The organism is Saccharospirillum salsuginis (assembly GCF_014651855.1).
In the GTDB taxonomy this organism is placed as follows: Bacteria; Pseudomonadota; Gammaproteobacteria; order Pseudomonadales; family Natronospirillaceae; genus Saccharospirillum; species Saccharospirillum salsuginis.
The window spans coordinates 531,111-555,186 of sequence record NZ_BMXR01000002.1 but is presented as its reverse complement, the minus strand read 5'-3'; the positions used below and the strand labels follow the sequence as shown (position 1 = coordinate 555,186).

General features: G+C 61.2%; 17 protein-coding genes and 1 pseudogene. 14 read left to right on the top strand and 4 right to left on the bottom strand.

Annotated features, from left to right (window positions below; genetic code table 11):
• Positions 1-236: 236 nt before the first annotated feature.
• Positions 237-809, bottom strand: a complete 573-nt coding sequence (gene efp / locus IE111_RS05580) for an elongation factor P (RefSeq protein WP_189607503.1) — start codon at positions 807-809, stop codon at positions 237-239.
• A 41-nt stretch (positions 810-850) separates the two neighbouring features.
• Between efp and epmB the strand changes: the two genes are divergently transcribed.
• The 3 genes from epmB to IE111_RS05565 all read left to right on the top strand — a co-directional run bounded on the left by epmB (position 851) and on the right by IE111_RS05565 (position 6,269).
• Positions 851-1,903: an EF-P beta-lysylation protein EpmB gene (epmB, locus tag IE111_RS05575; protein ID WP_189607502.1), complete on the top strand. Its 1,053-nt coding sequence runs from the start codon at positions 851-853 to the stop codon at positions 1,901-1,903.
• 305 nt (positions 1,904-2,208) lie between these two features.
• Positions 2,209-4,002: a cyclic-di-GMP receptor FimW-related protein gene (locus IE111_RS05570; protein ID WP_189607501.1), complete on the top strand. Its 1,794-nt coding sequence runs from the start codon at positions 2,209-2,211 to the stop codon at positions 4,000-4,002.
• Positions 4,003-4,181: 179 nt separating this feature from the next.
• Positions 4,182-6,269: an EAL domain-containing response regulator gene (locus IE111_RS05565; RefSeq protein ID WP_189607500.1), complete on the top strand. Its 2,088-nt coding sequence runs from the start codon at positions 4,182-4,184 to the stop codon at positions 6,267-6,269.
• Positions 6,270-6,567: 298 nt separating this feature from the next.
• Here the strand turns inward: IE111_RS05565 and serB are convergent, their stop codons facing one another.
• Both serB and IE111_RS05555 read right to left on the bottom strand, forming a co-directional pair.
• Positions 6,568-7,779, bottom strand: a complete 1,212-nt coding sequence (gene serB, locus IE111_RS05560) for a phosphoserine phosphatase SerB (protein WP_189607499.1) — start codon at positions 7,777-7,779, stop codon at positions 6,568-6,570.
• Between the two features lie 25 nt (positions 7,780-7,804).
• The gene (locus tag IE111_RS05555) at positions 7,805-7,981 is read right to left on the bottom strand and encodes a hypothetical protein (protein WP_189607498.1); all 177 of its coding nucleotides are present in this window, start codon (positions 7,979-7,981) and stop codon (positions 7,805-7,807) included.
• Positions 7,982-8,180: 199 nt separating this feature from the next.
• Here IE111_RS05555 and IE111_RS05550 point away from each other — a divergent pair, with 199 nt between their 5' ends.
• The 5 genes from IE111_RS05550 (at position 8,181) to IE111_RS05530 (ending at position 12,192) form a co-directional block, all read left to right on the top strand.
• Complete coding sequence (locus tag IE111_RS05550) at positions 8,181-9,500, top strand: hypothetical protein (protein ID WP_189607497.1); 1,320 nt, start codon at positions 8,181-8,183, stop codon at positions 9,498-9,500.
• Complete coding sequence (locus IE111_RS05545) at positions 9,500-10,519, top strand: FecCD family ABC transporter permease (protein ID WP_189607496.1); 1,020 nt, start codon at positions 9,500-9,502, stop codon at positions 10,517-10,519. Before IE111_RS05550 ends, IE111_RS05545 begins: the two co-directional genes overlap by 1 nt.
• A complete protein-coding gene (locus IE111_RS05540; protein ID WP_189607495.1) occupies positions 10,516-11,295 on the top strand; it encodes a heme ABC transporter ATP-binding protein in 780 nt (259 codons plus the stop codon). The genes IE111_RS05545 and IE111_RS05540 overlap by 4 nt, the downstream gene beginning before the upstream one ends.
• Before the next feature lie 24 nt (positions 11,296-11,319).
• A complete protein-coding gene (locus IE111_RS05535; protein ID WP_189607494.1) occupies positions 11,320-11,634 on the top strand; it encodes a Rieske (2Fe-2S) protein in 315 nt (104 codons plus the stop codon).
• A 141-nt stretch (positions 11,635-11,775) separates the two neighbouring features.
• Positions 11,776-12,192 carry a heme-binding protein gene (locus tag IE111_RS05530; RefSeq protein WP_189607493.1) on the top strand — a complete coding sequence of 139 codons (417 nt, stop codon included), beginning with the start codon at positions 11,776-11,778 and terminating at the stop codon, positions 12,190-12,192.
• 130 nt (positions 12,193-12,322) lie between these two features.
• On the opposite strand, the gene IE111_RS05525 is transcribed toward IE111_RS05530, so the two are convergent.
• Positions 12,323-13,234 carry a LysR family transcriptional regulator gene (locus IE111_RS05525; protein WP_189607492.1) on the bottom strand — a complete coding sequence of 304 codons (912 nt, stop codon included), beginning with the start codon at positions 13,232-13,234 and terminating at the stop codon, positions 12,323-12,325.
• Positions 13,235-13,552: 318 nt separating this feature from the next.
• On the opposite strand from IE111_RS05525, the gene gcl reads away from it, so the two are divergent.
• The 6 genes and pseudogenes from gcl to xdhB all read left to right on the top strand — a co-directional run bounded on the left by gcl (position 13,553) and on the right by xdhB (position 23,757).
• Positions 13,553-15,355 carry a glyoxylate carboligase gene (gene gcl, locus IE111_RS05520; RefSeq protein ID WP_189607491.1) on the top strand — a complete coding sequence of 601 codons (1,803 nt, stop codon included), beginning with the start codon at positions 13,553-13,555 and terminating at the stop codon, positions 15,353-15,355.
• Positions 15,356-15,583: 228 nt separating this feature from the next.
• A complete protein-coding gene (gene hyi, locus IE111_RS05515) occupies positions 15,584-16,363 on the top strand; it encodes a hydroxypyruvate isomerase (RefSeq protein ID WP_189607490.1) in 780 nt (259 codons plus the stop codon).
• A 247-nt stretch (positions 16,364-16,610) separates the two neighbouring features.
• Positions 16,611-17,492, top strand: a complete 882-nt coding sequence (glxR, locus tag IE111_RS05510; RefSeq protein ID WP_189607489.1) for a 2-hydroxy-3-oxopropionate reductase — start codon at positions 16,611-16,613, stop codon at positions 17,490-17,492.
• Between the two features lie 707 nt (positions 17,493-18,199).
• Positions 18,200-19,447: pseudogene (locus IE111_RS05505) on the top strand (glycerate kinase type-2 family protein); the annotation flags it as partial.
• Positions 19,448-19,919: 472 nt separating this feature from the next.
• Entirely contained in the window at positions 19,920-21,365 is a 1,446-nt protein-coding gene (gene xdhA, locus IE111_RS05500; protein WP_189607487.1) for a xanthine dehydrogenase small subunit, read from the top strand.
• Positions 21,358-23,757, top strand: a complete 2,400-nt coding sequence (gene xdhB, locus IE111_RS05495; protein WP_189607486.1) for a xanthine dehydrogenase molybdopterin binding subunit — start codon at positions 21,358-21,360, stop codon at positions 23,755-23,757. The genes xdhA and xdhB overlap by 8 nt, the downstream gene beginning before the upstream one ends.
• Positions 23,758-24,076 lie beyond the last annotated feature (319 nt).

Below are 24,076 nucleotides of genomic sequence, written 5' to 3'. Positions count from 1 at the left end.
GAAAGGCACAAATGGCTAGCAGCCGAGGTGGGGTAAGGTCTGGAAGGGGTGTGCGCAGCATGGATGCTGCGGCCTAGTCTACATGGATGTATTTACGACGGCCCCTGGAAGACCTTGGCCCACCTCGGCAGCGGGTTTAGGCACGACATCTATGTCAACTCCTGGCACTACCCTCGTGGTTGCCTAAAAGCAAAAAAGCCGCCAAATGGCGGCTTCTATAGCAACTAACCGGCCGATTACTGCTTGGCCCGGCTGATGTATTCGCGAGTCCGGGTGTCGACCTTGATCACCTCACCCTCGGAGATAAACAAAGGCACCTTCACAACAGCCCCGGTCGACAAGGTCGCCGGCTTCGAACCGCCGGTCGCCGTATCACCCTTCACCCCCGGATCCGTCTCAACGATCTCCAGCTCGATGTGGTTCGGCGGAGACACCGAAATCGGCGTGCCGTTGAACAGAGTCACCTCGTACTGCTCCTGCTCCTTCAACCAGTCCTTCGTCTCGCCCACCGCGGCCTCATCGGCCGGCAGCTGCTCAAAGGACCCGTCGGTCTTCATGAAATGCCAGAACTCGCCATCGCTGTAAAGATACTCCATGGAGATATCCAGCACATCGGCGGCTTCGATAGACTCACCGGATTTGAACGTCCGTTCCCAGACGCGGCCGGTCTTCAGGTTCTTCAACTTGACCCGGTTAAAGGCCTGACCTTTTCCGGGCTTGACGAATTCGTTCTCAACGATGGTGCAAGGATCGCCCTCGAGCAGAACCTTCAGACCCCCGCGGAATTCATTGGTAGAATAAGTGGCCATTAACCATTTCCTGCATAGTGCAACATTTAAAAGAGGGGCGTATGTTAACCGAGATTGAGTCCAGTGTGGACTCCCCGCACACTTCCGAGCGCCAGATAGCCCGACTCGCCCCCCAATCGGACTGGCAAACCCAGCTCAAGGAAGCCGTGCGCAGCGTGGACGAATTACTCGACCGGCTCCAACTGACCGCGCGGGACCTCGACCAACCCGCATTGCACAACGCACCCTTCCCGCTGCGGGTACCGCTCAGCTTCGTCAACCGCATGCGGCCGGGCGACCCGAACGACCCACTACTGCGCCAGGTACTGCCGAGCGGCCGGGAAACCGAGCCGCAACCCGGCTACAGCGACGACCCCCTGGCCGAACAAGGCCAGAACCCCGCGCCGGGTGTCATCCATAAATACCGGGGCCGGGCCCTGCTGGTCAGCACCCAGGCCTGCGCCGTCCATTGCCGGTACTGTTTCCGCCAGCACTTCCCCTACGCCGACAACCGCTTGAGTCGTGACGACTGGCAGCAAGCGCTGGCCTACCTGTCTTCCCAGCCGGATGTGAACGAGATCATCTTCAGCGGCGGCGACCCGCTCAGCCTGCCTAATGATCGGCTGGCCGGGATGATCGCCGATCTCGAACGCCTGCCGCACCTGACCACACTGCGCTTTCACAGCCGCACGCCCGTCGTTCTACCGGACCGGCTCGATGCGGGTTTCCTGGAGATGATCCGCTCTACCCGGTTCAAGACCGTCCTGGTGATTCACGCCAACCATACCCGGGAACTGAACGATGAGGTTCACCGGGCGCTGGCGCCGTTACGCCGGATCGGCTGTACCCTGTTGAACCAGGCCGTGTTGTTGCGTGGCGTCAATGACCGGCTGGAGGATCAGTGCGCGCTCAGCCGGCGGTTGTTCGACTGCGACGTCCTGCCGTATTACCTGCATGTGCTGGATCCGGTCCGCGGAGCCGCCCATTTCGATGTCGACGACCGGGAAGCCCGGTCCCTGTGGCAGTCGATGCAGGCCGAACTGCCCGGCTACCTTCTGCCCCGCCTGACCCGCGAGGTACCGGGCGATGCGGGTAAACGCTGGCTCAACCCCTGAACATCGGTCCAGATTGAACACAATGTCCCATGGCATTCTGCCGTCGAACTTGCTATACCTAACGGGATACGGTTCCAGGGAAGGTATGACCGGCACTGACTTCCAACAAGAAGAACAACGTTCGATACTTTCCTCGCCGTGAACACACAATTTAGGGGCGGCCTCGCACATTTTTGCGAACTGGTTCACAAACAATGTCTCGACCGCTACTCTTACCGAAGGACTGCCCCTGGGCGGGAGCCCAATGACGGTTGACTCCCGTACAACCCGGCTATACTTCAAGGTATCGATAGGTAGAGCACTGCATGGAACACCGGCCAAAACAGTACCTCAACATTCCGACGCAGACGCTGACGACGCTGTCGTTCTGTGATCCCAGTGCTCGCCAGCTCAAACACTGGGTGGGCAACCTGCCCATGGCCAATATCGGCGAAACCGCCCGTCAGCTCTATCACGCCGTGATCGAATTCAATCAACTGAGCGTCAACGACGCCTCCCGCCTGGAACTGATGGACCTGGTGCGCGGGCCAGTGCACTACGTCTGCCAGTCGCTCAACCAGCGTTATCTGAACCAGGGCGTGGTTCTGGACGACCAGCAGCGCAAAGTCGCCAATCTGGCCCAGGCGCTACAGACCCATCTGGCCACCGGCTACAAAATTGTCGTTCAACACCTGCTGGAGCAGGGGCAGTTGAAACAAAGGCCGTTGATGGCCAAGGCCGTACACCGAACCCTGTGCGACCTGTTGCCCAGCATTCTGCGCTCCTACCAGCTGTATATTCCGACACCGGCCGGTCTGTGGCGCGAAGTCCACCAGCTTTATCAGGTCGCCTCGGCCTTCAACCTGCATAAAGTGGCGATCGAGGATCCGACGGACAATTGTCGCCTGAGCGTACAAGAGGTCTATCTGAAGGCCATTCTGTTGGGTGCCAGCCAGCCCAACCAGCTGCTGCAACGGGAACTGACCGACGCCTACCAGGCCATGAACGCCTGGGTCGGCCAGTTGGACATCGACGATGTGGCGGACGAAAAATCGGTCCTGGTGATCAACCCGGAAGCAGACCACCCACCCCAATACAGTTACCTGATCAAACCGAGCAGCTACGGCGACTACCTGGGCATCAACACCCTGCCCCTGGTGCGTTTGCTGCACACCGAACTCAAGGCGGCCTATAGCGCCAATGCGGATTCCCAGCGCCGAGCAGCCATTACCATTCCGAACAACTTCGGCAGCGCCCTGCTGGAGCATCTGGTTCAGTCCTGGGGCGGGATGAAACAGCGGTCTTTTTCACGGACCCAGGCCAGTGGCAAGGTGTCCATGACCGTCGGCCTGACCGGTACGCATTTCCACATGTCCGGCGGCATCGGTTTCTATTCCCAGCTGTACGGCCAGTCCGCCAGCACCGAAAACCCCTTCATTGGTGTGGTCTCTTCGCGGTTTTCCGCCACCGAGACACAGGCGGTGCGCTCCCAGCAGGATGTCTGGGATCAGTCCTTCGATGCCGGACAGCGGCGCATGGCCGACCCGGAAGAAGACAGCATCGAGTTCCCTCAGGAAGCGACCGAAGACCACCCCATGTACAGCGGTCAGATGGTCAATGTCAGTCCGCGTGGTTACTGCATTCAATGGAATGAAAAACCGGCTACCAACCTCAAGACCGGTGAAGTTGTGGCGATCAAGGAAGAAAAGTTGCAGCACTGGAACCTCGGTGTGGTGCGCTGGCTGAGACAGAGCAAAGAGGCCGGCACCCAGATGGGGGTCGAGCTGATCGCGCCCAACAGCCGCCCCTGCGGCATCCGGCAGTTGCACAAGACCGGCGCACACGGCGACTACCTGCGTGCCCTGTTTATTCCGGAAATCCGGGCCATCGGGCAGGATGCGTCCGTACTGACCCCGCGCCTGCCGTTCCAGGTGGGGAACAAGGTGACCATCAACATGGGAGGCAATGAGACCAAATATCAGCTGACCAAGCGCATTCTGAGCACCGGCATCCTGAGCCAGTTCCAGATCCGCAAGGTCGCGCAACGCCCACTGGAACCGGAGCGCCCCGAGCGCGGCAGCGGAGACGACAGCTTCGAGAGTCTCTGGCGTCAGTTGTAACCCCTCTACCGGTGGTACAGACATCCCGACCGAGCGCAACCCGTATCGGTGACTGAACACCTAAAATGCCCGCCAGCACACACTTTTGGCTAATATTGATGGCTCTTCCCTGTCATGATCGACCGTTCATCACTATACTGAGGCCCCTAGTCATTTTCTCGCGTTGCAGTTGTTGATTTATGTCCGAAAATAAGGCAAACGCACTTCGGCTTCTGGTGGTTCACGATACCCAGAGTGAAGCCGAACCGCTGCTCAGTTCGATACGGAACGCGGGCCAGGCCGTGCGTTCCCATTTTATCGCCAGCATCGACGAACTTACCCGCGTGCTCGGCGAACAGAGCTGGGACCTGATGCTGGCCAAGCTCAGCACCGGCACGGTCGATGTTTCCGAGGCGGTGGCCGGAGTGCAGCGCGCCGGCAAGGATGTACCGATCGTCGGCCTGATCGATACCTTCAATTCCGAAGTCGTCGCCAGCGCTCTGGGCATGGGCGTGACGGATGTGGTTGTCGAAGGCGACGAGCAACACCTGGTCGCCGCCGTCAAGCGCGAGCATGCCGCCCTGGCCACCCGTCGTGAACTGCGCGAATTGCGCGTCAACCTGCGCGAAACCGAAAAGCGTTGCCAATTACTGCTCGACAGCTCCGTCGACGCCATCGCCTACGTCCATGAAGGCATGCACATCTACGCCAACCAGGCCTATCGCGAGATGTTCGGCTACGACGACCTCGAAGAACTGCAATGCACACCGATCATGGACCTGGTCGCCAAGGACAACCTCGACAAGCTCAAGTCCTCGCTGAAAACCTACCGGGACGATCAGAGCGGTGAAGTGGAGATGGTCGGCCAGCACAGCAACGGTGGCACCTTCGATATGCGTGTGACCTTCTCCGGCGCCAGCTACGAGGGCGAAGCCTGCACCCAACTGGTGATCCGTCGCGGCGATGCCGACAACGCCGAGCTGCAGCAGAAGATTCAGGAGATCAGCGTCCAGGACCTGGTCACCGGCCTGTACAACCGCAAATATTTCAGCGAGACCATCGAGGCGGCCTATCAGCAGGTCGTGCAGAACAACACCACCCAGTTGGTGCTGCACGTCGGCATCGCCAACTTTCAGGACATCAAGGCCAAAGCCGGCATCGCCGGTACCGACGTGGTGCTGAAAGAACTGGCCGATCTCTATCGCGAATGGCAGCCGGAGAACTCGGTGCTGGCGCGTTACGGCGACGACAGCTTCGCCGTGCTGATGCAAGAGGGCGATATCGAACAGATCGAGAAAGACGCCCTGGCCGCGCGCAAGGCGATTACCGAGCATCTGTTCGAGGTGGATGGCAAAACCATCCCGGTGGACGTGGTGTTCGGCCTGGCGCACATCGACGAACGCTGCAACAACGGCCATGAAGCCCTGGCCCACGCCTATGAGGCCTTTACCCAGGCGGTTCCCAAAAACGAAGGCTTCCGTTATTACGACAAATCGGACATGGCCAATCTGTCCGACGATTCCATGGTCGCCAAGGTCCAGCACGCGCTGGAGAACGACGGTTTCCGCATTCTGTTCCAGCCCATCATCAGCCTGCGGGGTGATAACCAGGAACACTACGACGCTTTATTGCGTATGGTCGACAAGGACGGCTCGGACGTTCTGCCGGAAGAATTCCTGCCCATGGTCGAAGCCCGGGAACTCGGCGCGACGCTCGACCGCTGGGTCGTGCTCAACACCATCAAGATCCTGGCCGAGCACCGACGCCGCGGCCACAACACTCAGGTATTCATTCACCTGACGCCGTCCTCGATTCAGGACCCGACCTTCCTGCCCTGGGTCAACTCCGCACTCAAGGCCGTCAAACTGCCCGGCGACGCCATCTGCTTCCAGATCACCGAAGAACATGCGCAAAGCCACCTGAAAGCCGCCAAGGCGTTCAGCAAAGGCTTGAGCCTGCTCAAATGCCACCTGGCGCTGACGCACTTCGGTCTGGTCGAGAGCGGCCTGTCGGTGACCCGCCACCTGGAAATCGACTATATTCGCGTCGACGGCAGCTTCATCGATGCCCTGGCCAAGGACGACAAGGCCATGCAACCGCTGGAAGATCTGATTCGCGACATACACAAGCAGGAAGTGAACGCCATTGTGCCGCAGATCGAAAGCGCCGAGATCCTGGCCTCGCTGTGGGAGCTGGGTGTGAACTACATCCAGGGCTACTACGTGCAGGCGCCCCAGGCGCAGATGAACTACAACTTCGATTCGGACGGCGAGGAAGAGGCGGTCTGAGTACTAGCCAGGGTCCGCACCGGCTGCCCGGGATGCTTATCCAGGGCCGCCGTTAACCCGTCCATGGGGGCTTAACCTAGGTCCGGGCTGGCGCTCCAGTCCATGCCTCGCATATCCCTGGCTAAGCATCCCGGGCATCCGTTGCTCGCATCGTCAATAAAACACCGTAGGGTGGGCATCGCCCACCAAAAGTGAACCTAGACACAACATCATCCATTGCCACTGGTAGGTTGGATTAGACGCGCAAGCGTCGTAATCCAACACAAGCCGACGGGAGCTAACACTCCCAAGTTTGGGATCAATAAATCTCCTGATCCCGAAACCCAAGCAAATACAACACCGCATCCAACCCCAACGTCGAGATGGAATGTCGGGCGTTCTCGCGCACAATCGGCTTGGCGCGGAAGGCGATGCCGAGCCCGGCCTGGGCCAGCATCGGCAAATCATTGGCGCCATCGCCGACGGCGATGGTCTGCTCCAGCTTGATGCCTTCCTGGTCGGCGAGGTTTCGCAGCAATTCGGCCTTGCGGGCGCCGTCCACAATCGGCTCGCGCACCCGACCGGTGACCTTGCCGTCGACAATCTCCAGTTCATTGGCGTGGACGTAGTCGATGCCAAGCTTGTCCTGCAGGTACTGGCCAAAATAGGTGAAGCCGCCGGAGAGGATGGCGGTCTTGAAGCCGTAGGCCTTGAGGGTGTGAATCAACCGCTCGGCGCCTTCGGTGATCGGCAGGCGCTCGGCGATGCCGGCCAGGACACTCTCGTCCAGCCCCTTCAACAACGCCATGCGGCGACGGAAACTTTCCTGGAAGTCGATCTCGCCCTGCATGGCCTGTTCGGTGATCTCGGCCACCTGGTCGCCGACGCCGGCGGCTCGCGCCAGCTCATCGATGACCTCGGTCTCGATCAGGGTCGAGTCCATGTCGAAACAGACCAAACGGCGATTGCGGCGGTAGACGGTGTCCTGCTGGAAGGCGACGTCGATGTCCAGATCACTGCTGATATCGAGAAACGCCTGGCGCAGGCTGTCGACATCGCTTGGCTGGCCGCGCAGGGTCAGTTCGATGCAGGCCTTGTCGGACTCGCGCGGCGCATCCAGCGCCACACGACCGGTCAGGCGGGTGATGTCCTGGATGTTCAGACCCTGCTCGGAGACGACCCGGGACACCCGGGCCAGTTGCTCGGCCGTGATCCGACGCGCCAGCAAGGTCAACACGTAACGGTCCTTGCCCTGCTGCGTCACCCAGTCTTCGTAGGCGCCGGGTTCCACCGGCGTGAAGCGGGCATGAATACCCAGCTCATGGGCTTTGAACAGCACTTCCTTGAGCAGCCCGGAAGCGTCGCCCCCCTCCGGCAGCTGCAACAGCATGCCCAGCGAGACCTGATCGTGGATAACGGACTGCCCCATGTCGAGCAGCGTGACGCCGAATTCGGCCAGGGTTTCGGTCAGTTCCGCCGTCAATCCGCGACGGTCGTGACCACTCACCTTGAGCATCAAGATGGTACTCAACGGGGCTCTCCGGTTGGGGAAGGGTTCAGCCTTTCAGCGATTCAACGTTCTTAAGGGCGTCTTCGGTCACGCCCCGCAGTTCTTCGATCAGGTCGTCGGTTTCGTGGGTCGACATGGCGCGGACGCGGTCCGGGCTCATCATGAAAAGACCTTTCTTGATCTGCTTCAGTTGCTCTTCCAGGCGGTTGGCGGCGTCACTCATGGCATGTCCTCATCTGTGTCGAAGTCGGTTGCGTCACGGCCTGTGATCAAGTTCCAGTCCGGAACGGTTCTTTATCCGGGCGAATACCGATACCATAGCCGCTTTCGGGCGATCCCGGGGCCAGCCCCGAGGCGCTCCTCATCGGGCTCCGCGACGCGGAGGCGTCATTGTATCGGTTAAGTTGAATTATTCCACCGTCATGCATCAACTGCGTTGGCTCTGGCAGCCACTGACGGCCTTCGTGGCCGCACTGCTTCTCCTGCTGAATCTGTTGCTTTGGCTGTTCTGGTACCAACCGGCCTCCGAAGTACTGACTGAATCCAGCCATCGCCTGGGCGAAAGCCTGGCCCGAACGCTGGCGTTCGATGTCGCCGCGCCGTTGCAGCGGGGCGACCGCCTGGCCATCAGCCTGCTGTTGAATCGAACGGCCGAGGAACCCCTGGTGACGTCGGTGACCCTGTCCAGCGTCGACCAGGACCTGACCCTGGCGTCCCGCCCTTCGAACCGCGAACCGCTGCAACCGACGCAATTCAGTCACCCGGTGCACTTCGAATCCGAACTGCTCGGCCATACCGAAATTCAGCTCGACCGCCGCCCCTGGATCGACTGGCAAACCCGCACAGTGCGCAGCTGGTTTCTGTTCAACCTGCTCGCCCTGGCCGGCGCCGGCGGTCTGCTGTACTGGCACAGCCGGATGGAACACGCCACGACCGCCCGTCTGGCGCGCCAACTGACGGACAACCTGCCGGAATGGCGCGACGCCTTCAGCGGCCCGCCCGAGGCGCAGTTGAAAGCCCTGGTCGAGCGCCTCAGCGATGCGATGGATCGCAACGGTCAGATTCTGCGTACCCTGGCCACGTCGACCGACCAGGGTGAGACCGAGCGGCTGCTTGAGCAGGTGCACCTGGCTGGCGTCAAGGGCGCCTACTGCGACGTCGCCCTGCTCAATGTCCAATGCCACAACTGGGACGCGCTGACCCGTCAGTACGACGCCCACCAGTTGCAGGCGCTGTGGGCCAGTTACGAGCATATGATCACTCAAGTGGGCGAGCTGTACGGCGGCGTCCTGTTGCCGGAAGGGTTCACTTTGGTCTTCGGTCTGGGCGACGACGATCACTACGCCATGAACGCCGTCTGCGCCGCCCGGGTACTGCAAATGGCGGCCGAGCAGCGTTTCCGGCAGTCGACCTGGCTGCAGCCCAGCTTCGGTTACTCGCTCAGCGCCGGGCCGGCTTTCGTCTCCCGCACCAGCAAACACGGTTTACCCCTGCCACTGGTCACGGGCGATGCCGCCCAGTGGTTGCAACAGGTCAGTGCTCTGCAACCGCGCGACACCATCTTCCTGGCCGAACCTCTGTTGCAACACCTCGAGGTGAACCAGAACATCGAGGTCAGTCTGCTGCGCGATGTCACACTCAGCGACGGCGGTCGATTGGAAGTCTGGGAACTGGATGCGATTCGCGGCAACCGCGACCGGCTGCTGGCGTCCCAGGCCAAGACCCTACTGGATACCCGCTGATGCTCAGGAGAGGCCAACAACTCGGCTGGCTGTTGTTGCCGTTGTTCGCCGTCTCACTGCTGGCGGGCCTGGCCAGTGGACCGGTGCAATTGGCCTGGTCAACGCTGTTCGACCAACTGTTTTTCCCGGATCTGTCCCGGACCGACGGCGTCATCCTCTGGCAGATCCGCATGCCGCGCATCCTGCTGTCGATGATCGTCGGTGCCCTGCTGGCCCTCTGCGGCACCCTGGTGCAGGGGTTGTTTCGCAATCCGCTGGCGGAGCCGGGGTTGATGGGCGTCTCCAGCGGCGCGACTCTGATGGTGGTCATCGTCATGGTGCTGCTGCCGGGCCTGACCGCTCAATTACCGGCCTGGGCCCGACCGCTGCTGTTGCCGCTGGTCGCCTTCAGCGGCGGCTTGTTCGCCACCCGTCTGGTCATGCTGCTGGGGCATGGCAGCGCCTATTCGCCATTACGCCTGATTCTGGCCGGCGTCGCCTTCAACATGGTGGCGGCCGCCGGCATTGGACTGTGCGCCTACCTGGCCACCAACGAGCAACTGCGCACCCTGACCTTCTGGAACCTGGGCAGCTTCTCGGCCGCGGGCTGGGATGCAGTCCTGATGACCGGGGTCGTGCTGATCGGCCTCGCCGCCCTGTCGATGCGGCTCTACCGGCCACTCAACGCCCTGCTGCTCGGAGAATCCGAAGCGCGTCACCTCGGTTTCGACGTGCCCCGCCTCAAGCGTCGCATCGTCTACCTCAGCGCCGCCGGTGTCGGCGCCGCCGTCGCCTTCACCGGCGTGATCGGCTTCATCGGCCTGGTCGTGCCGCACATCGTGCGTATGCTGGTCGGCCCCGATCACCGACGCGTTCTGCCGCTGAGCCTCGGTTTCGGCGCCCTGCTGACGCTCTGGGCGGACTGGATCGCCCGCACTCTGATCAGCCCGGCCGAACTGCCGGTCGGCATCGTCACCTCCCTGCTGGGCGGCCCGTTTTTTATCTATCTGATCCATCGGCAGCGGGGCCGACTGACATGACCCTCTCGGCCCATGACATCAGCCTGTCTCTGACACCGGAACGCACCACTCTGGACACCGTCTCGATCCGGGTGCGCCCCGGTGAAGTCCTCGCCTTGATCGGCCAGAACGGCGCCGGCAAGAGCTCACTGCTGAAAGTACTGTGCGGCGAATACCGTCCCGACGGTGGCGAGGTCCGGTTGCACGATCGCTCACTCAACGACTGGAGCGGACCGGACCGGGCGCGACTGCTCTCGGTTTTGCCCCAGCAACACACCCTGAATTTCGAATTCCTGGTCGAGGACGTGGTGGGCATCGGGCGCTACCCGCACCGCACCGGTCGCCGCCACGACGACAAGATCGTCCGGGAAGCACTCGACCTCTGTGATTTGTTATCCTTACGCCAACGCGGCATCAGTGAGCTCAGCGGCGGCGAACGCCAGCGGGTGCATCTCGCCCGGGTACTGGCGCAGATATGGGAAGCGCAGCCCGAAGGGCATCGGTTCCTGTTGCTGGACGAGCCCTCCACCGGCCTGGACCTGCATCACCAGCAGGCCCTGTTCCGCACCGTCCGCCAATTCGCGCAGCGTGGTGTCGGCGTGCTGCTGGTGGTGCACGACCTGAACCTGGCAGCCCGCTACGCCGACCAGATCGTCGTGCTGGACCAGGGCCGCGCCGTGCTCTCGGGACCGCCCAAGTCCGTGCTGACGGCCGAGCACATCGAACGACACTTCGACCTCAGGGTCACGGTCCAGGCGCACCCGCACCACGACTGCCCACTGATCGTGTCGCATTGAACAGTGTAATTGAGAGGCTTTTTGATGACAGAACTCTGCTCCGTTCATGACCTGGAAGAAGGTCAATCCCTCGGGTTCGATCTGCCCGGCAACCCGGTCTTCGCCGTGCGCAAGGACGGCGAAGTCTTCGTCTACAAGAACGAATGCCCGCACCTCGGCATCAACCTCGAATTCATGGAAAACGACTTCCTCGACATGGACGGCGCCCTGATCCAGTGCTCCACACACGGAGCCCTGTTCGAAATCGAATCCGGTCACTGCCTGGCCGGCCCGTGTCAGGGCGACTACCTGACTCCGGTGCCGTTCAAGATCGAGAACGACACCATCGTCCTGGCCTGAGATCGGTCATCCGCAGGCCAACCGAACAAAAAGTACCGACAGAAAATACCTGACCGATCGGTTAATTTTATTGATGCGCACCGCCCTCTCCTCCTAGCATGAGTCGACCGAATCACAGACCGTGACCCTGGAGGAACAGGCATGCTGTCCAAAGCCCTGCTGTCGATCACCGATGCCAACGGCATCATCGACGCCGCCCTGATCGAAGCCGAACAACACCACTGGCACATCGCCATCGCCGTCGTCGACGACGGCGGCCACCCGCTGGCGCTCCACCGCATGGACAACAGCGCCCCGATAAGCGCCTACCTCGCCCTCGAAAAAGCCCGCAGCGCCGCTCTGGGCCGCCGGGAAACCAAACTGTACGAAGACATGATCAACCAGGGGCGGTTCGCGTTCCTGTCGGTACCGGAAATCAGCGGCACCCTGGAAGGCGGCGTGCCGGTGGTGGTCGATGGCCAGGTGGTTGCGGCCGTGGGTGTGTCGGGTGTGTTGCCGCACCAGGATGCGCAGGTGGCCAAGGCCGGGGTGGAGGGATTGGCTTTGGAAGCCGTGTAGGGCAGAAGAGCGTAGCGATATCTGCCGTGGGAGCATAAGTTGATACAGGCTTGTCCACAGGCTTATTTGCCTACCCACGGCAGATATCGCCTGGGGCTCTTCTGCCCTACGGTACACCGCAATAGCTACCTCAAGAATGCGCCTCCCAATACCCCGGCCGGTTATACACCTCCTTCAAAAAATCGATGAAAAACCGAGTCTTTGCCGGCAAATACCGCTGCTGCGGGTAAATCGCCTGTATGTCATAGGACGGCACCGCATACTCATCCAGCACCGTCACCAACTCCCCACGCTGCAAGGCTCCCTGAATCTCCCAGGTCGAGCGCCAACCGATGCCCAGCCCCTGACGCGCCCAGTTATACAACAACTGGCCATCGTTGCAGTCCAGATTCCCAGACACCCGCATCGCGATCTTCTTCCCGTCCTTCATGAACACCCAACCACGCTGCTGCCCGCCCTGCAGATTGAACGCCAGGCAATTGTGATGCTCCAGATCCTCCAAAGTCCGGGGCGTACCATTGCGCTCGAAATACTCCGGCGACCCGCACAACACCCGCCGGTTCGGATACAACCGCACCGGCACATAATTCGGATCCGTCACCTCCCCGATGCGCAGTGCCATGTCATACCCCTCGCGCACCAGATCCACCAGACTGTCGGTCAGATTGAACGAAATATTCACATCCGGAAAACGACGCTGAAACTCCGGCCCGTGCGGCGCCACATGCTGGCGCCCGAACGACGCCGGCGCCGACACCACCAAGTGCCCCCGCACCGTCGTCCGCTCCGCCGTAATCCCAGCCTCCACCGCATCGAACTCCTGCAGCAGATCCCGAACCCCTTCCAGAAACTGCTCACCCAGCTCCGTCAGCGTCAGCCCCCGCGTCGACCGGTGCATCAACTTCACCCCCAACCGACGCTCCAGCGAATCCAGCCGCCGTCCCATCACCACTGGAGTCACTCCCTCCACCAGAGCGGCGCTGGCAAAGCTGCCGTGCTCGGCGACCAGAGCGAAGTTTTTGATTTCAATATAGCGATCCATATCCACCTCAAAAATCGTGTCGGTTCAGACTTTGGCACGGCGCGAGCGCCGGCTACCGGGTATACCCAACCGGGGAAGTCCGCAGCATGGACGCTGCGGCCTAGCCTACATGGAGGTATTCACGGCGACCCCGGGTGGGTATACCCGGTAGCCGGTGCGGACCATTCCCTCCCAAGCCTACGCCACTCACTGACCAACAAGCCAATACTTTTAGTATCGACAGAACTGTTTTGACTGCTATTCAGCCACAAGGACCGCGAATTTAACCTAGGTCACGTACTAAAAATACGCAGTCCAACCAGAAGAGGTCGTCAGACTATGGCTCGCATGCGTGCAGTCGATGCGGCAGTTGCTGTATTGCAAAAAGAAGGCATCCATACCGTTTTCGGTGTACCCGGTGCCGCCATCAATCCCTTTTATTCCGCCATGGAACGCCACGGTGACTTCCGACACATCCTCGGCCGTCACGTCGAAGGCGCCTCCCACATGGCCGAAGGCTTCACCCGAGCCAGGGCCGGCAATATCGGCGTCTGCATCGGCACCTCAGGCCCCGCCGGCACCGACATGATCACCGGTATGTACTCCGCCTCGGCCGACTCCATCCCGATCCTGTGCATCACCGGCCAGGCACCGCTCGCCCGCCTGCACAAAGAAGACTTCCAGGCCGTCGACATCGAATCCATCGCCAAGCCGGTCACCAAAATGGCCGTCACCGTGCGCGAAGCCGGCCTGGTACCGCGTGTCTTCCAACAGGCCTTTCAAATCATGCGTTCCAGCCGTCCTGGACCGGTCCTGATCGACCTGCCTATCGACGTACAGCTGACCGAAATCGAATTCGATATCGACAGCTACGAACCCTTGCCGCCCTACAAACCCCAGGCAAGCCGCGCCCAGATCGAAAAAGCCCTGTCGATGATGCTCGATGCCGAACGGCCGGTCATCGTCGCCGGTGGCGGCATCATCAACGCCGATGCCAGCGAACAACTCGTCCGTTTCGCCGAGATTACCGGCGTACCCGTGATCCCGACTCTGATGGGCTGGGGCACCATCCCGGACGACCACCCGCTGATGGCTGGCATGGCCGGGCTGCAGACCAGCCACCGCTACGGCAACGCCACCCTGCTGTCGTCCGACTTCGTCATCGGCATCGGCAACCGCTGGGCCAACCGCCACACCGGCTCGGTCGACGCCTACACCGAAGGCCGGACATTCGTTCACATCGATATCGAACCGACCCAGATCGGCCGCGTCTTCAACCCCGACCTCGGGCTCGTCTCCGACGCCGGCGCCGCGCTCGAAAAACTGGTCGAGGTGGCCGAAGAATGGCGTCAGGCCGGCACACTGAAAGACTGGACGTCCTGGGCCAACAGCTGCCAGGAACGCAAACAAACGCTGCTGCGCAAAACGCACTTCGACGACGTACCGATGAAACCGCAGCGCGTTTACCAGTGCATGAACAACCACTTCGGACGCGATACCTGCTACGTCAGCGCCATCGGCCTGTCGCAAATCGCCGCCGCCCAGTTCCTGCACGTTTTCGAACCGCGCAACTGGATCAACTGCGGCCAGGCCGGCCCCCTCGGCTGGACCGTACCGGCCGCCCTCGGCGTCCGCGCCGCCGACCCGGATCGCACCATCGTAGCCGTCTCCGGCGACTACGACTTCCAGTTCCTGATCGAGGAACTGGCCGCCGGCGCCCAGTTCAAGCTGCCGTACATCCACGTCCTGGTGAACAACGCCTACCTCGGTTTGATCCGACAGGCCCAGCGGATGTTCGACATGGACTACTGCGTCCAGCTGGCGTTCGACAACATCAACTACCCCGAAGACCAGAAACAGGCCTCGGGACATTACGGCGTCGACCACGTCGCTGTTGTCGAAGGCCTCGGTTGCAAAGCCATCCGCGTAAAAACCCCGGACGAATTCGGCCCGGCCATACAGCAGGCCAAAGAGTGGATAGCGACCTATCAGGTCCCGGTCGTGATCGAGGTCATCCTCGAACGCGTCACCAACATCGCCATGGGTACTGAGCTGGAAAACGTCAACGAGTTCGAGGCACTGGCCGAGACGCTCGAAGACGCACCAACCGCATTGGGCAACCAACGACTCAGTGCCGACTGACCGATTGGTGCCAATGGATGGAGGTGCCATCGGTCCGCACCGGATGCCGGGGATGTCCATGCTGGGGCCGCCGTGAATACATCCATGTAGGCTAGACCGCAACATCCTTGTTGCGGACTTCCCCTGCATGGACATCCCCGGCCTCCGGCGCTCGGTTCAACGCCGAATACACCTTGAAGAAACATTGGCAATGACATTCATAGCAGCACAACAATAGAGGACAAGCGCATGCAAAAGTTCGCCGCAAACCTGACCATGCTGTTTAACGAACTGGACTTTCTCGACCGATTCAAAGCCGCTGCTGATGCTGGCTTCGAAGCCGTCGAATTCCTGTTCCCCTACGACTACTCCGTAGACGAACTGAAAACCCGACTGACCGACAACAACCTGCAACTCGTATTGCACAACCTGCCCGCCGGTGACTGGGCTCAGGGCGAACGAGGCATCGCTTGCCATCCCGACCGCGTCGCCGAATTCCGCGACGGCGTGGGCCAGGCAATCAACTACGCAACGGCATTGAACTGCAAGCAGATCAACTGCCTCGCCGGCATCATTCCCGAAGGCGTGAGCAACGAACAAGCCGAACAGACCTTCGTCGACAACCTCAAATTCGCGGCCGAAGCCCTGGCGGACCAGAACATTCGTTTATTGATCGAACCGATCAACTACTACGACATCCCCGGCTTCTTCCTGAACTACACCCGCTACGCCAACCGGATCATCGATCGGGTCGGCAGCGACAACCTGTTTATCCAGTACGACATCTACCACGCCCAGCGCATGGAAGGGGAACTGGCGAAAACCATCGCCGACAACCTGCACCGGATTTCACACATCCAACTCGCCGATAACCCGGGGCGACACGAACCGGGAACGGGTGAAATCAACTACGGATGGCTGTTCAAGGAACTGACCCGACTGGGCTACCAAGGCTGGATTGGGTGTGAATACAAACCAAAAGGTAAAACGATGGAAGGTTTGAATTGGCGCGAAGACCTGAACGGTTGAACGGACAAAAGGTTGAACAGTTTCAGGTCAGATTAATCCTGGCTACCAAGTCAGGGACCGATGCCGGTGGTGCTCATGGCGGGATGTCCACAGCAGGGATGCTGTGGTCAAGCCTACAGGGACGTATCCACGGCGATCCGCCATGAGTACCACCGGCAGCGGGTCCGAACCCAGGCACGGAACAATTGGAAACCCTGGCTCCTAACTGGACCAGAGAGCAATAAACCACACGATATAGAGGTAAACCATGGCTAATATAGGTTTTGTAGGATTGGGCATCATGGGCACCCCCATGGCACACCACCTGATCGACGGCGGCCACACCGTCAACGGCTACACCCTCGGCAACATCCCCGCCAGCCTCCGCGACGCCGGCATCACCGAATGCCAAAGCGGCAAAGACGTCGCCGAACGCTCGGACATCATCATCGTCATGGTGCCCGACACCCCCGACGTCGACGCCGCCCTCTTCGCAGAAGACGGCATCGCCGCCGGCCTGTCCAAAGGCAAAACCGTCGTCGACATGAGCTCCATCAGCCCCGTCGCCACTAAAGACTTCGCCAAACGCATCAACGACCTCGGCTGCGACTACCTCGACGCCCCCGTCTCCGGCGGCGACGTCGGCGCCAAAGCCGGCACCCTGTCGATCATGGTCGGCGGCGACCAGGATGTGTTCGACCGCGTATTGCCCCTGTTCGAACTGATGGGCAAGAACATCACCCGGGTCGGCGGCAACGGCGACGGCCAGACCTGCAAGGTTGCCAACCAGATCATCGTCGCCCTGACCATCGAAGCCGTCGGCGAAGCCCTCGTCTTCGCCAGCAAGGCCGGCGCCGACCCCGCGCGCATTCGTGAGGCATTGATGGGCGGTTTCGCCTCCTCGCGCATCCTCGAGGTGCACGGCGAGCGCATGGTCAAACGCAACTTCGAACCCGGCTTCCGCATCGGCCTGCACCAGAAAGACCTCAACCTCGCGCTCACCGCCGCGCGTCAGTTGGGCGTGTCATTGCCGAGTACCGCCACGGCACAAACCTTGTTTAATGTTTGCGAGGCGAGAGACGGCAGCAACTGGGACCACGCTGGTATGATTCAGGCATTGGAGTTGATGGCTGATCACTCTATTGGTTGATTTGGTGCCAGTGGATAGCCTTGCTGGGTTGGTGACGGTGGCGGGAACCCGCGCCCGGTGCCCGGCACCCCTCAAGCGGACCGCTGCAAGTACTTCCCTGTAAGCTCGGCGGCCCGCTTCCCTGCGGGCCGACGTCCGCCTGAGGGGTACCGGACACCAGGCGCTGATCCATGTTGCCACGGCAATCTACCTCGTAGGGTGGGCACCGCCCACCATGGGAGGATAATGGACCATCGACGTCTACCCATGGCTTGGGTTTCACCGGAATCTTTGGATTCAACAAATGATTGAATTCCAAGCGATGGTGGGCAATGCCCACCCTACGGGTAGGAATTCACTAGTAGTAGGTTGGATTAGCGCGAAGCGCGTAATCCAACATTCAACGAGCACCTCGATATCCAACCTATGCTCATGGTTTGGATTGTTGGATTACGATCCTTCGGATCTAATCCAACCTACAAGACTACAAAGCTGCGGCACACCAGGGAATTCGCTGACTAATTTGGCACCAAATCAAGCGATGGGTGCCGGGGGTGCCTGCGCAGGGAAGTCCGCAACAGGGATGTTGCGGTCTAGCCTACATGGACGTATTCACGGCGGCCCGGAGCAGGTACCCCCGGCACCCATCGCGAACCACTGGCACAACAACCAACCCGGGCACCAGGAACCACCGGCACAACAGGCAACCCAACAGCAGGTAACCAACCATGACCCAGCCAACACAACAAACGGACAACCAGGCCAGACGACTGCTGACCGACATGCTCGACGCCGCCCTGGCCGTCGCCCAGCCGGATCGGTGCCTGCGGGACTACCTACCCGAACCGGTTAAAGGCCGCACCCTGGTCATCGGAGCCGGTAAAGCCTCCGCTGCCATGGCCCGGGCGCTGGAGCAACACTGGCCAGGCGACCTCGAAGGCCTCGTCGTCACCCGCTATGGCTACGCCGTTCCGTGTGAGCGCATCGAGATTCTCGAAGCCGCCCACCCGGTCCCCGACCAAGCCGGTCTCGACGCCGCCAAACGGATATTGGACCGGGTCAAGGGACTGACCGAAGACGACCAGGTCATCATGCTCATCTCCGGTGGAGGCTCCGCCCTGCTGCCGCTGCCGGCCGAAGGCATCAGCCTGGAAGACAAACAGAGCATCAGCCAGGCCCTGCTCAAATCCGGCGCCACCATCAGCGAGATGAACACCGTCCGCCGCCACCTGTCCGCCATCAAGGGCGGCCGACTGGCCGCGGCCTGCCATCCCGCCAAGGTCGTCAACCTGCTGATTTCCGACGTCCCCGGCGACGACCCGGCCAACATAGCCTCCGGTCCCACCGTCGGCGACGCCACCACCTGCTCGGATGCCCTCGCCATCGTCGACCACTACGACATCCACCTGCCGCAACGTATTCGTTCCGGCCTGGAATCCGGCTGGTTCGAATCCGTAGACCCCGACGACCCGCGCCTCTCCCGCGTCGAAACCCACCTCGTCGCCACGCCTCAAAAGTCCCTTGAGGCCGCTGCCGAGGTCGCGCGCAAAGCCGGCGTCACCCCGATGATCCTCGGCGACAGCCTTGAAGGGGAGGCCCGAGACGTCGGCAAAGTCATGGCCGGCATCGCCCGGCAGGTCCGGCACTACGGCCAACCGGTCACCCCGCCCTGCGTGCTGCTGTCCGGCGGTGAAACCACCGTCACCGTACGCGGCGACGGCAACGGCGGCCGGAATGTCGAATATCTGCTGTCACTCGCCACCGCATTGGCGGGTCAGGTGGATACCTGGGCCTTGGCAGCGGATACGGATGGCGTCGACGGCGCGGCGGAGATCGCCGGGGCTGTGGTATCGCCTTCGACCCTGGAGCGGGCTTTCGGGCTCGGCATCAACCCGTTGGAATCGTTAGCCAATAACGACGGGCATGGGTTTTTCCAGGCGTTGGGGGATTCGGTAGTGACCGGGCCAACCTTGACCAATGTGAATGATTTTCGGGTGGTTTTGGTTTTGTAGCCGGAGATTGGGATGTTGCCCCATTTAAAACGGCAGATAACGCCCTTCGGGCCCGAAGTGTCGGACCACGTCTGCCCTACATGATGGCGGCGATGGCTAGGGTCGGATGCCGGGTATAGCCATTTGGGGGAGTCCGCAGCATGGATGCTGCGGTCTAGTCTCCATGGATGGATTCACGACGACCCCAAATGGCTATACCCGGTAGCCGGCCCGGGTTACAGGCACAACAGGAAACCCAGCCACCCGATCAACCACAAAAATAACTGACTCAACTGACAATCCCCGACCGGGGTTCAAACAACCCCTGGTCACCCGATCGCACGAACTATAATTTGACCGATCGGTCAGGATGAAACTAGAATCGACGCAACACAACAACAACAGCTGTTTCGACCCGGCTCAGTATCAACACGTCGAACAGCGCAGGAGACCAACCGTGATCCAGTTTCTACTCAACCAGACCCTGCGCACCGAGCACACCCTCGACCCCAACATGACCGTGCTCAACTACCTGCGCGAACACTGCCGCAAGACCGGCACCAAAGAAGGCTGTGCATCCGGCGACTGCGGCGCCTGCACCGTCGTCGTCGGTGAGCTGATCGGCGACGACATCCGCTACCGCACCCTGAACTCATGCCTGACCTTCGTCTCCGCCCTGCACGGCAAACAACTCATCACCGTCGAAGACCTCAAGCACAACGACCAACTGCACCCCGTGCAAGCCGCCATGGCCGACTGCCACGGCTCCCAGTGCGGCTTCTGCACCCCGGGCTTCGTCATGTCCCTGTTCGCGCTGGATAAAAACCACCCCGCGGCCTACGACAAAGCGGCAACACAGGAAGCCCTCGCCGGCAACCTGTGCCGCTGCACCGGCTATCGTCCGATCCTGGCCGCCGCCGAACAGGTCGCCGACCAACACCGGTCCGACCATTTCGACGCCGCCAAGTCGAGCACCATTGAACAACTGAGAGCCATCGCCCCGACCGAAACCGCCGAACTCACGTCCGGCGACAAGCGCTGCCTGATCCCGCTGACCGTCACCGAACTGGCCGGCGTCTATGAAGCCCATCCGGATGCTCGCCTGCTCGCCGGCGGTACCGACCTGGCGCTCGAGGTCACCCAATTCCATCGCGAACTGCCGACAACGATCTATGTCGGCAATGTGCGCGAGCTGCAAACGGTCGAAACCTATGAGGATCGCATCGAACTCGGCGCCGGAGCCCCCCTGACCGACTGCTACGATGCGCTCGCCACCGAATTCCCGGACTTCGGCGAACTGCTGCATCGTTTCGCCTCCCTGCAGATCCGCAATCAGGGCACGCTCGGCGGCAACATCGGCAACGCCTCCCCGATCGGCGATTCTCCGCCGTTATTGATCGCGCTCGGCGCCCGCATCGTGCTGCGCAAGGGCGACCGGCAGCGCACCTTGCCGCTGGAAGACTTCTTTCTGGACTACAAGAAAACCGAACAGCAACCGGGTGAATTCATCGAGAAAGTCATCGTTCCGCGCCTCGGCGACTGGCAGTTCCGTGCCTACAAGATCTCCAAGCGGCTCGACGACGACATTTCCGCCGTCTGTGCGGCCCTGTCCATTCGGCTGGATGACGAAACCCAAACCGTCACCGACGTCCGCTTCGCCTTCGGCGGCATGGCGGCCATCCCCAAACGGGCAAAAACCTGCGAACAAGCCATGGTCGGACAGCCCTGGAACGAAGCGACGATCGACCTCGCCTGCGTCGCCCTGGCAAACGACTTCACGCCCCTGACTGACTTTCGCGCCAACCGGGACTACCGGCTGACCACGGCGCAGAACCTGTTGCGCAAGGCGTTTCTGGAACTGCAATCGTCCACCATCGAGACTCGGGTAACGGCTTATGTCTAAACATTTCGTCCAAACCAAAACCCAGGCCGAGCTGGCCGAGATCTTCGCCCAGGACCTGGTCACCGGCGTCGGCCGGCCGTTGAAACACGAAAGCGGCGACAAGCATGTCACCGGTGAAGCGGTATACATCGACGACCGGCTGGAATTTCCCAACCAATTGCATGTCTACGCCCTGCTGAGCGAGCGAGCCCACGCCAACATCACGCGCATCGACACCGCGCCCTGCTATGACATACCGGGTGTGGAGATCGTCATCACGGCGCAGGACGTGCCCGGCGATCTCGACATCGGCCCGGTCTTCTCCGGTGATCCGTTGCTGGCGGACGGCAAAGTCGAATACGTCGGCCAGCCGGTACTCGCCGTTGCCGCGGACAGCCTGGATACAGCCCGCAAGGCGGCCAAGGCCGCCATTGTCGAGTACGAAGACCTGGAAGCGATTCTGGACGTCGAGGAAGCACTGGAGAAAGAGCACTTCGTGCTCGACAGTCACCAGCACAAACGCGGCGATGCCGGTGCCGCCTTGAACGCCGCACCGCACCGCTTGCAAGGCAAGCTGCATATCGGCGGCCAGGAACATTTCTACCTGGAAACCCAGATCTCCTCGGTCATGCCGACCGAAGACGGTGGCATGCTGGTGTTCACCTCCAGCCAGAACCCGACCGAAGTCCAGAAACTGGTGGCCAGCGTTCTCGGCGTGCCCATGCACCGCGTCACCATCGACATGCGCCGCATGGGTGGCGGTTTCGGCGGCAAGGAAACCCAGGCCGCCGGCCCGGCTTGCCTGTGCGCCGTCGTCGCCCGTCTGACCGGCAAGCCGACCAAGATGCGTCTGCCGCGCGTCGACGACATGATGATGACCGGCAAACGCCATCCCTTTTTCGCGCGGTACGACGTTGGCTTCGACGACGACGGTCGCCTGCAGGGCATCAACCTCGATCTGGCCGGCAATTGCGGCTACTCGCCCGACCTGTCCGGCTCCATCGTCGACCGCGCCATGTTCCACTCGGACAACGCCTACTTCCTGAACAATGCCGTCGTCACCGGTTATCGGTGCAAGACCAACCTGGCCTCCAACACCGCCTATCGCGGTTTCGGCGGACCGCAGGGCATGGTGGTGATCGAGGAAATTATGGACGCCATCGCCCGGTCCCTCGGCAAGGATCCACTCGACGTACGCAAGGCGAACTACTATGGCCAGGAAGAGCGCAACGAGACCCATTACTTCCAGACCGTCGAGCACAACATCCTCGACGAGATCACCGCCGAGTTGGAAGCCAGTGCGGACTATGCGAAACGCCGCGAGGCGATCAAGGCATTCAACCGCAACAGCCCGGTGCTGAAAAAAGGTCTGGCGCTGACGCCGGTAAAATTCGGCATCTCCTTCACCGCCACACACCTGAACCAGGCCGGCGCGCTGGTGCATGTCTATAACGACGGCAGCATTCACCTGAACCACGGCGGCACCGAAATGGGCCAGGGCCTGAACACCAAGGTCGCTCAGGTCGTCGCCGAGGTCTTCCAGGTGGATATCGGCCGCGTGCAGATCACCGCGACCAACACCGACAAGGTCCCCAACACCTCGCCGACCGCCGCCTCCTCCGGCGCCGACCTGAACGGTAAGGCCGCCCAGAACGCGGCCCAAACGATCAAGGATCGGCTGATTACATTCGCCGCCGGTCACTACCGGGTCACGCCCGAGGAAGTGATCTTCAAGAACAACCACGTGCGCATTCGCGACCAGTACCTGGCGTTCGAGGAATTGATCGAGCTGGCCTACTTCAACCAGATCTCACTGTCCTGCGCCGGTTTCTACCGAACGCCGAAGATCTACTACGATCGCGACAAAGCCGCCGGCCGGCCGTTCTACTATTTCGCCTACGGCGCCGCCTGTTGCGAAGCCATCGTCGATACCCTGACCGGCGAATACAAAATGCTGCACACCGACATCCTGCACGACGTCGGCGATTCCCTGAACCCGGCCGTCGACATCGGCCAGATCGAGGGCGGCTTCGTTCAGGGCATGGGCTGGCTGACCACCGAGGAACTGGTCTGGAACGACCAGGGCCGATTGATGACCAACGGACCGGCCAGCTACAAGATCCCGGCCGTGGCCGACATGCCTTTGGAGTTCAACACCAAGTTGGTGGAGAGCCGCAAGAACCCGGAAGACACCGTCTACCACTCCAAAGCCGTCGGCGAACCGCCGTTCATGCTCGGCATCGCGGCCTGGTGCGCGATCAAGGACGCCGTGGCAAGCCTGGGTGATTACAGGATCCAACCCCGAATCGATGCCCCGGCTACACCGGAACGCGTTCTGATGGGGGTTCAGCAGATTCTTGAGCAACGGGCTAAAGTTGAGGGTACGGTGCCTGAGTTAGAACCTGTTAAGTAAAGTACTGTGCCAAAACCCGCAACAGGTGCCGGGGTGGTGACCTCCAGGGTCGCCGTGAATACGTCCATGTAGGCTTGACGGCAGCATCCTTGCTGCCCACATCCCTGGATGGCACCACCCCGGCACCTGTCGCTGGCCGACTGTATCAACCTATTTCGTAGGTCGGATCGGTACGTCTGGTCCGGCACCCTGGTCTCGGAGCCGATGGCGTAATCCGACAATGCAAACCACGGCACAGGGTAAACCGGACACAAGTAGGGCAGAAGAGCGAAGCGATATCTGCCGATCTACCCGGAGGCAATGGCGACCAACAATGGCC

Excerpts from the sequence above, each read along its gene's own strand:
- efp (WP_189607503.1), bottom strand. The coding sequence starts at position 809 with ATGGCCACTTATTCTACCAATGAATTCCGCGGGGGTCTGAAGGTTCTG.
- epmB (WP_189607502.1), top strand. The coding sequence starts at position 851 with ATGTTAACCGAGATTGAGTCCAGTGTGGACTCCCCGCACACTTCCGAG.
- IE111_RS05570 (WP_189607501.1), top strand. The coding sequence starts at position 2,209 with ATGGAACACCGGCCAAAACAGTACCTCAACATTCCGACGCAGACGCTG.
- IE111_RS05565 (WP_189607500.1), top strand. The coding sequence starts at position 4,182 with ATGTCCGAAAATAAGGCAAACGCACTTCGGCTTCTGGTGGTTCACGAT.
- IE111_RS05555 (WP_189607498.1), bottom strand. The coding sequence starts at position 7,981 with ATGAGTGACGCCGCCAACCGCCTGGAAGAGCAACTGAAGCAGATCAAG.
- IE111_RS05550 (WP_189607497.1), top strand. The coding sequence starts at position 8,181 with ATGCATCAACTGCGTTGGCTCTGGCAGCCACTGACGGCCTTCGTGGCC.
- IE111_RS05545 (WP_189607496.1), top strand. The coding sequence starts at position 9,500 with ATGCTCAGGAGAGGCCAACAACTCGGCTGGCTGTTGTTGCCGTTGTTC.
- IE111_RS05540 (WP_189607495.1), top strand. The coding sequence starts at position 10,516 with ATGACCCTCTCGGCCCATGACATCAGCCTGTCTCTGACACCGGAACGC.
- IE111_RS05535 (WP_189607494.1), top strand. The coding sequence starts at position 11,320 with ATGACAGAACTCTGCTCCGTTCATGACCTGGAAGAAGGTCAATCCCTC.
- IE111_RS05530 (WP_189607493.1), top strand. The coding sequence starts at position 11,776 with ATGCTGTCCAAAGCCCTGCTGTCGATCACCGATGCCAACGGCATCATC.
- IE111_RS05525 (WP_189607492.1), bottom strand. The coding sequence starts at position 13,234 with ATGGATCGCTATATTGAAATCAAAAACTTCGCTCTGGTCGCCGAGCAC.
- gcl (WP_189607491.1), top strand. The coding sequence starts at position 13,553 with ATGGCTCGCATGCGTGCAGTCGATGCGGCAGTTGCTGTATTGCAAAAA.
- hyi (WP_189607490.1), top strand. The coding sequence starts at position 15,584 with ATGCAAAAGTTCGCCGCAAACCTGACCATGCTGTTTAACGAACTGGAC.
- glxR (WP_189607489.1), top strand. The coding sequence starts at position 16,611 with ATGGCTAATATAGGTTTTGTAGGATTGGGCATCATGGGCACCCCCATG.
- xdhB (WP_189607486.1), top strand. The coding sequence starts at position 21,358 with ATGTCTAAACATTTCGTCCAAACCAAAACCCAGGCCGAGCTGGCCGAG.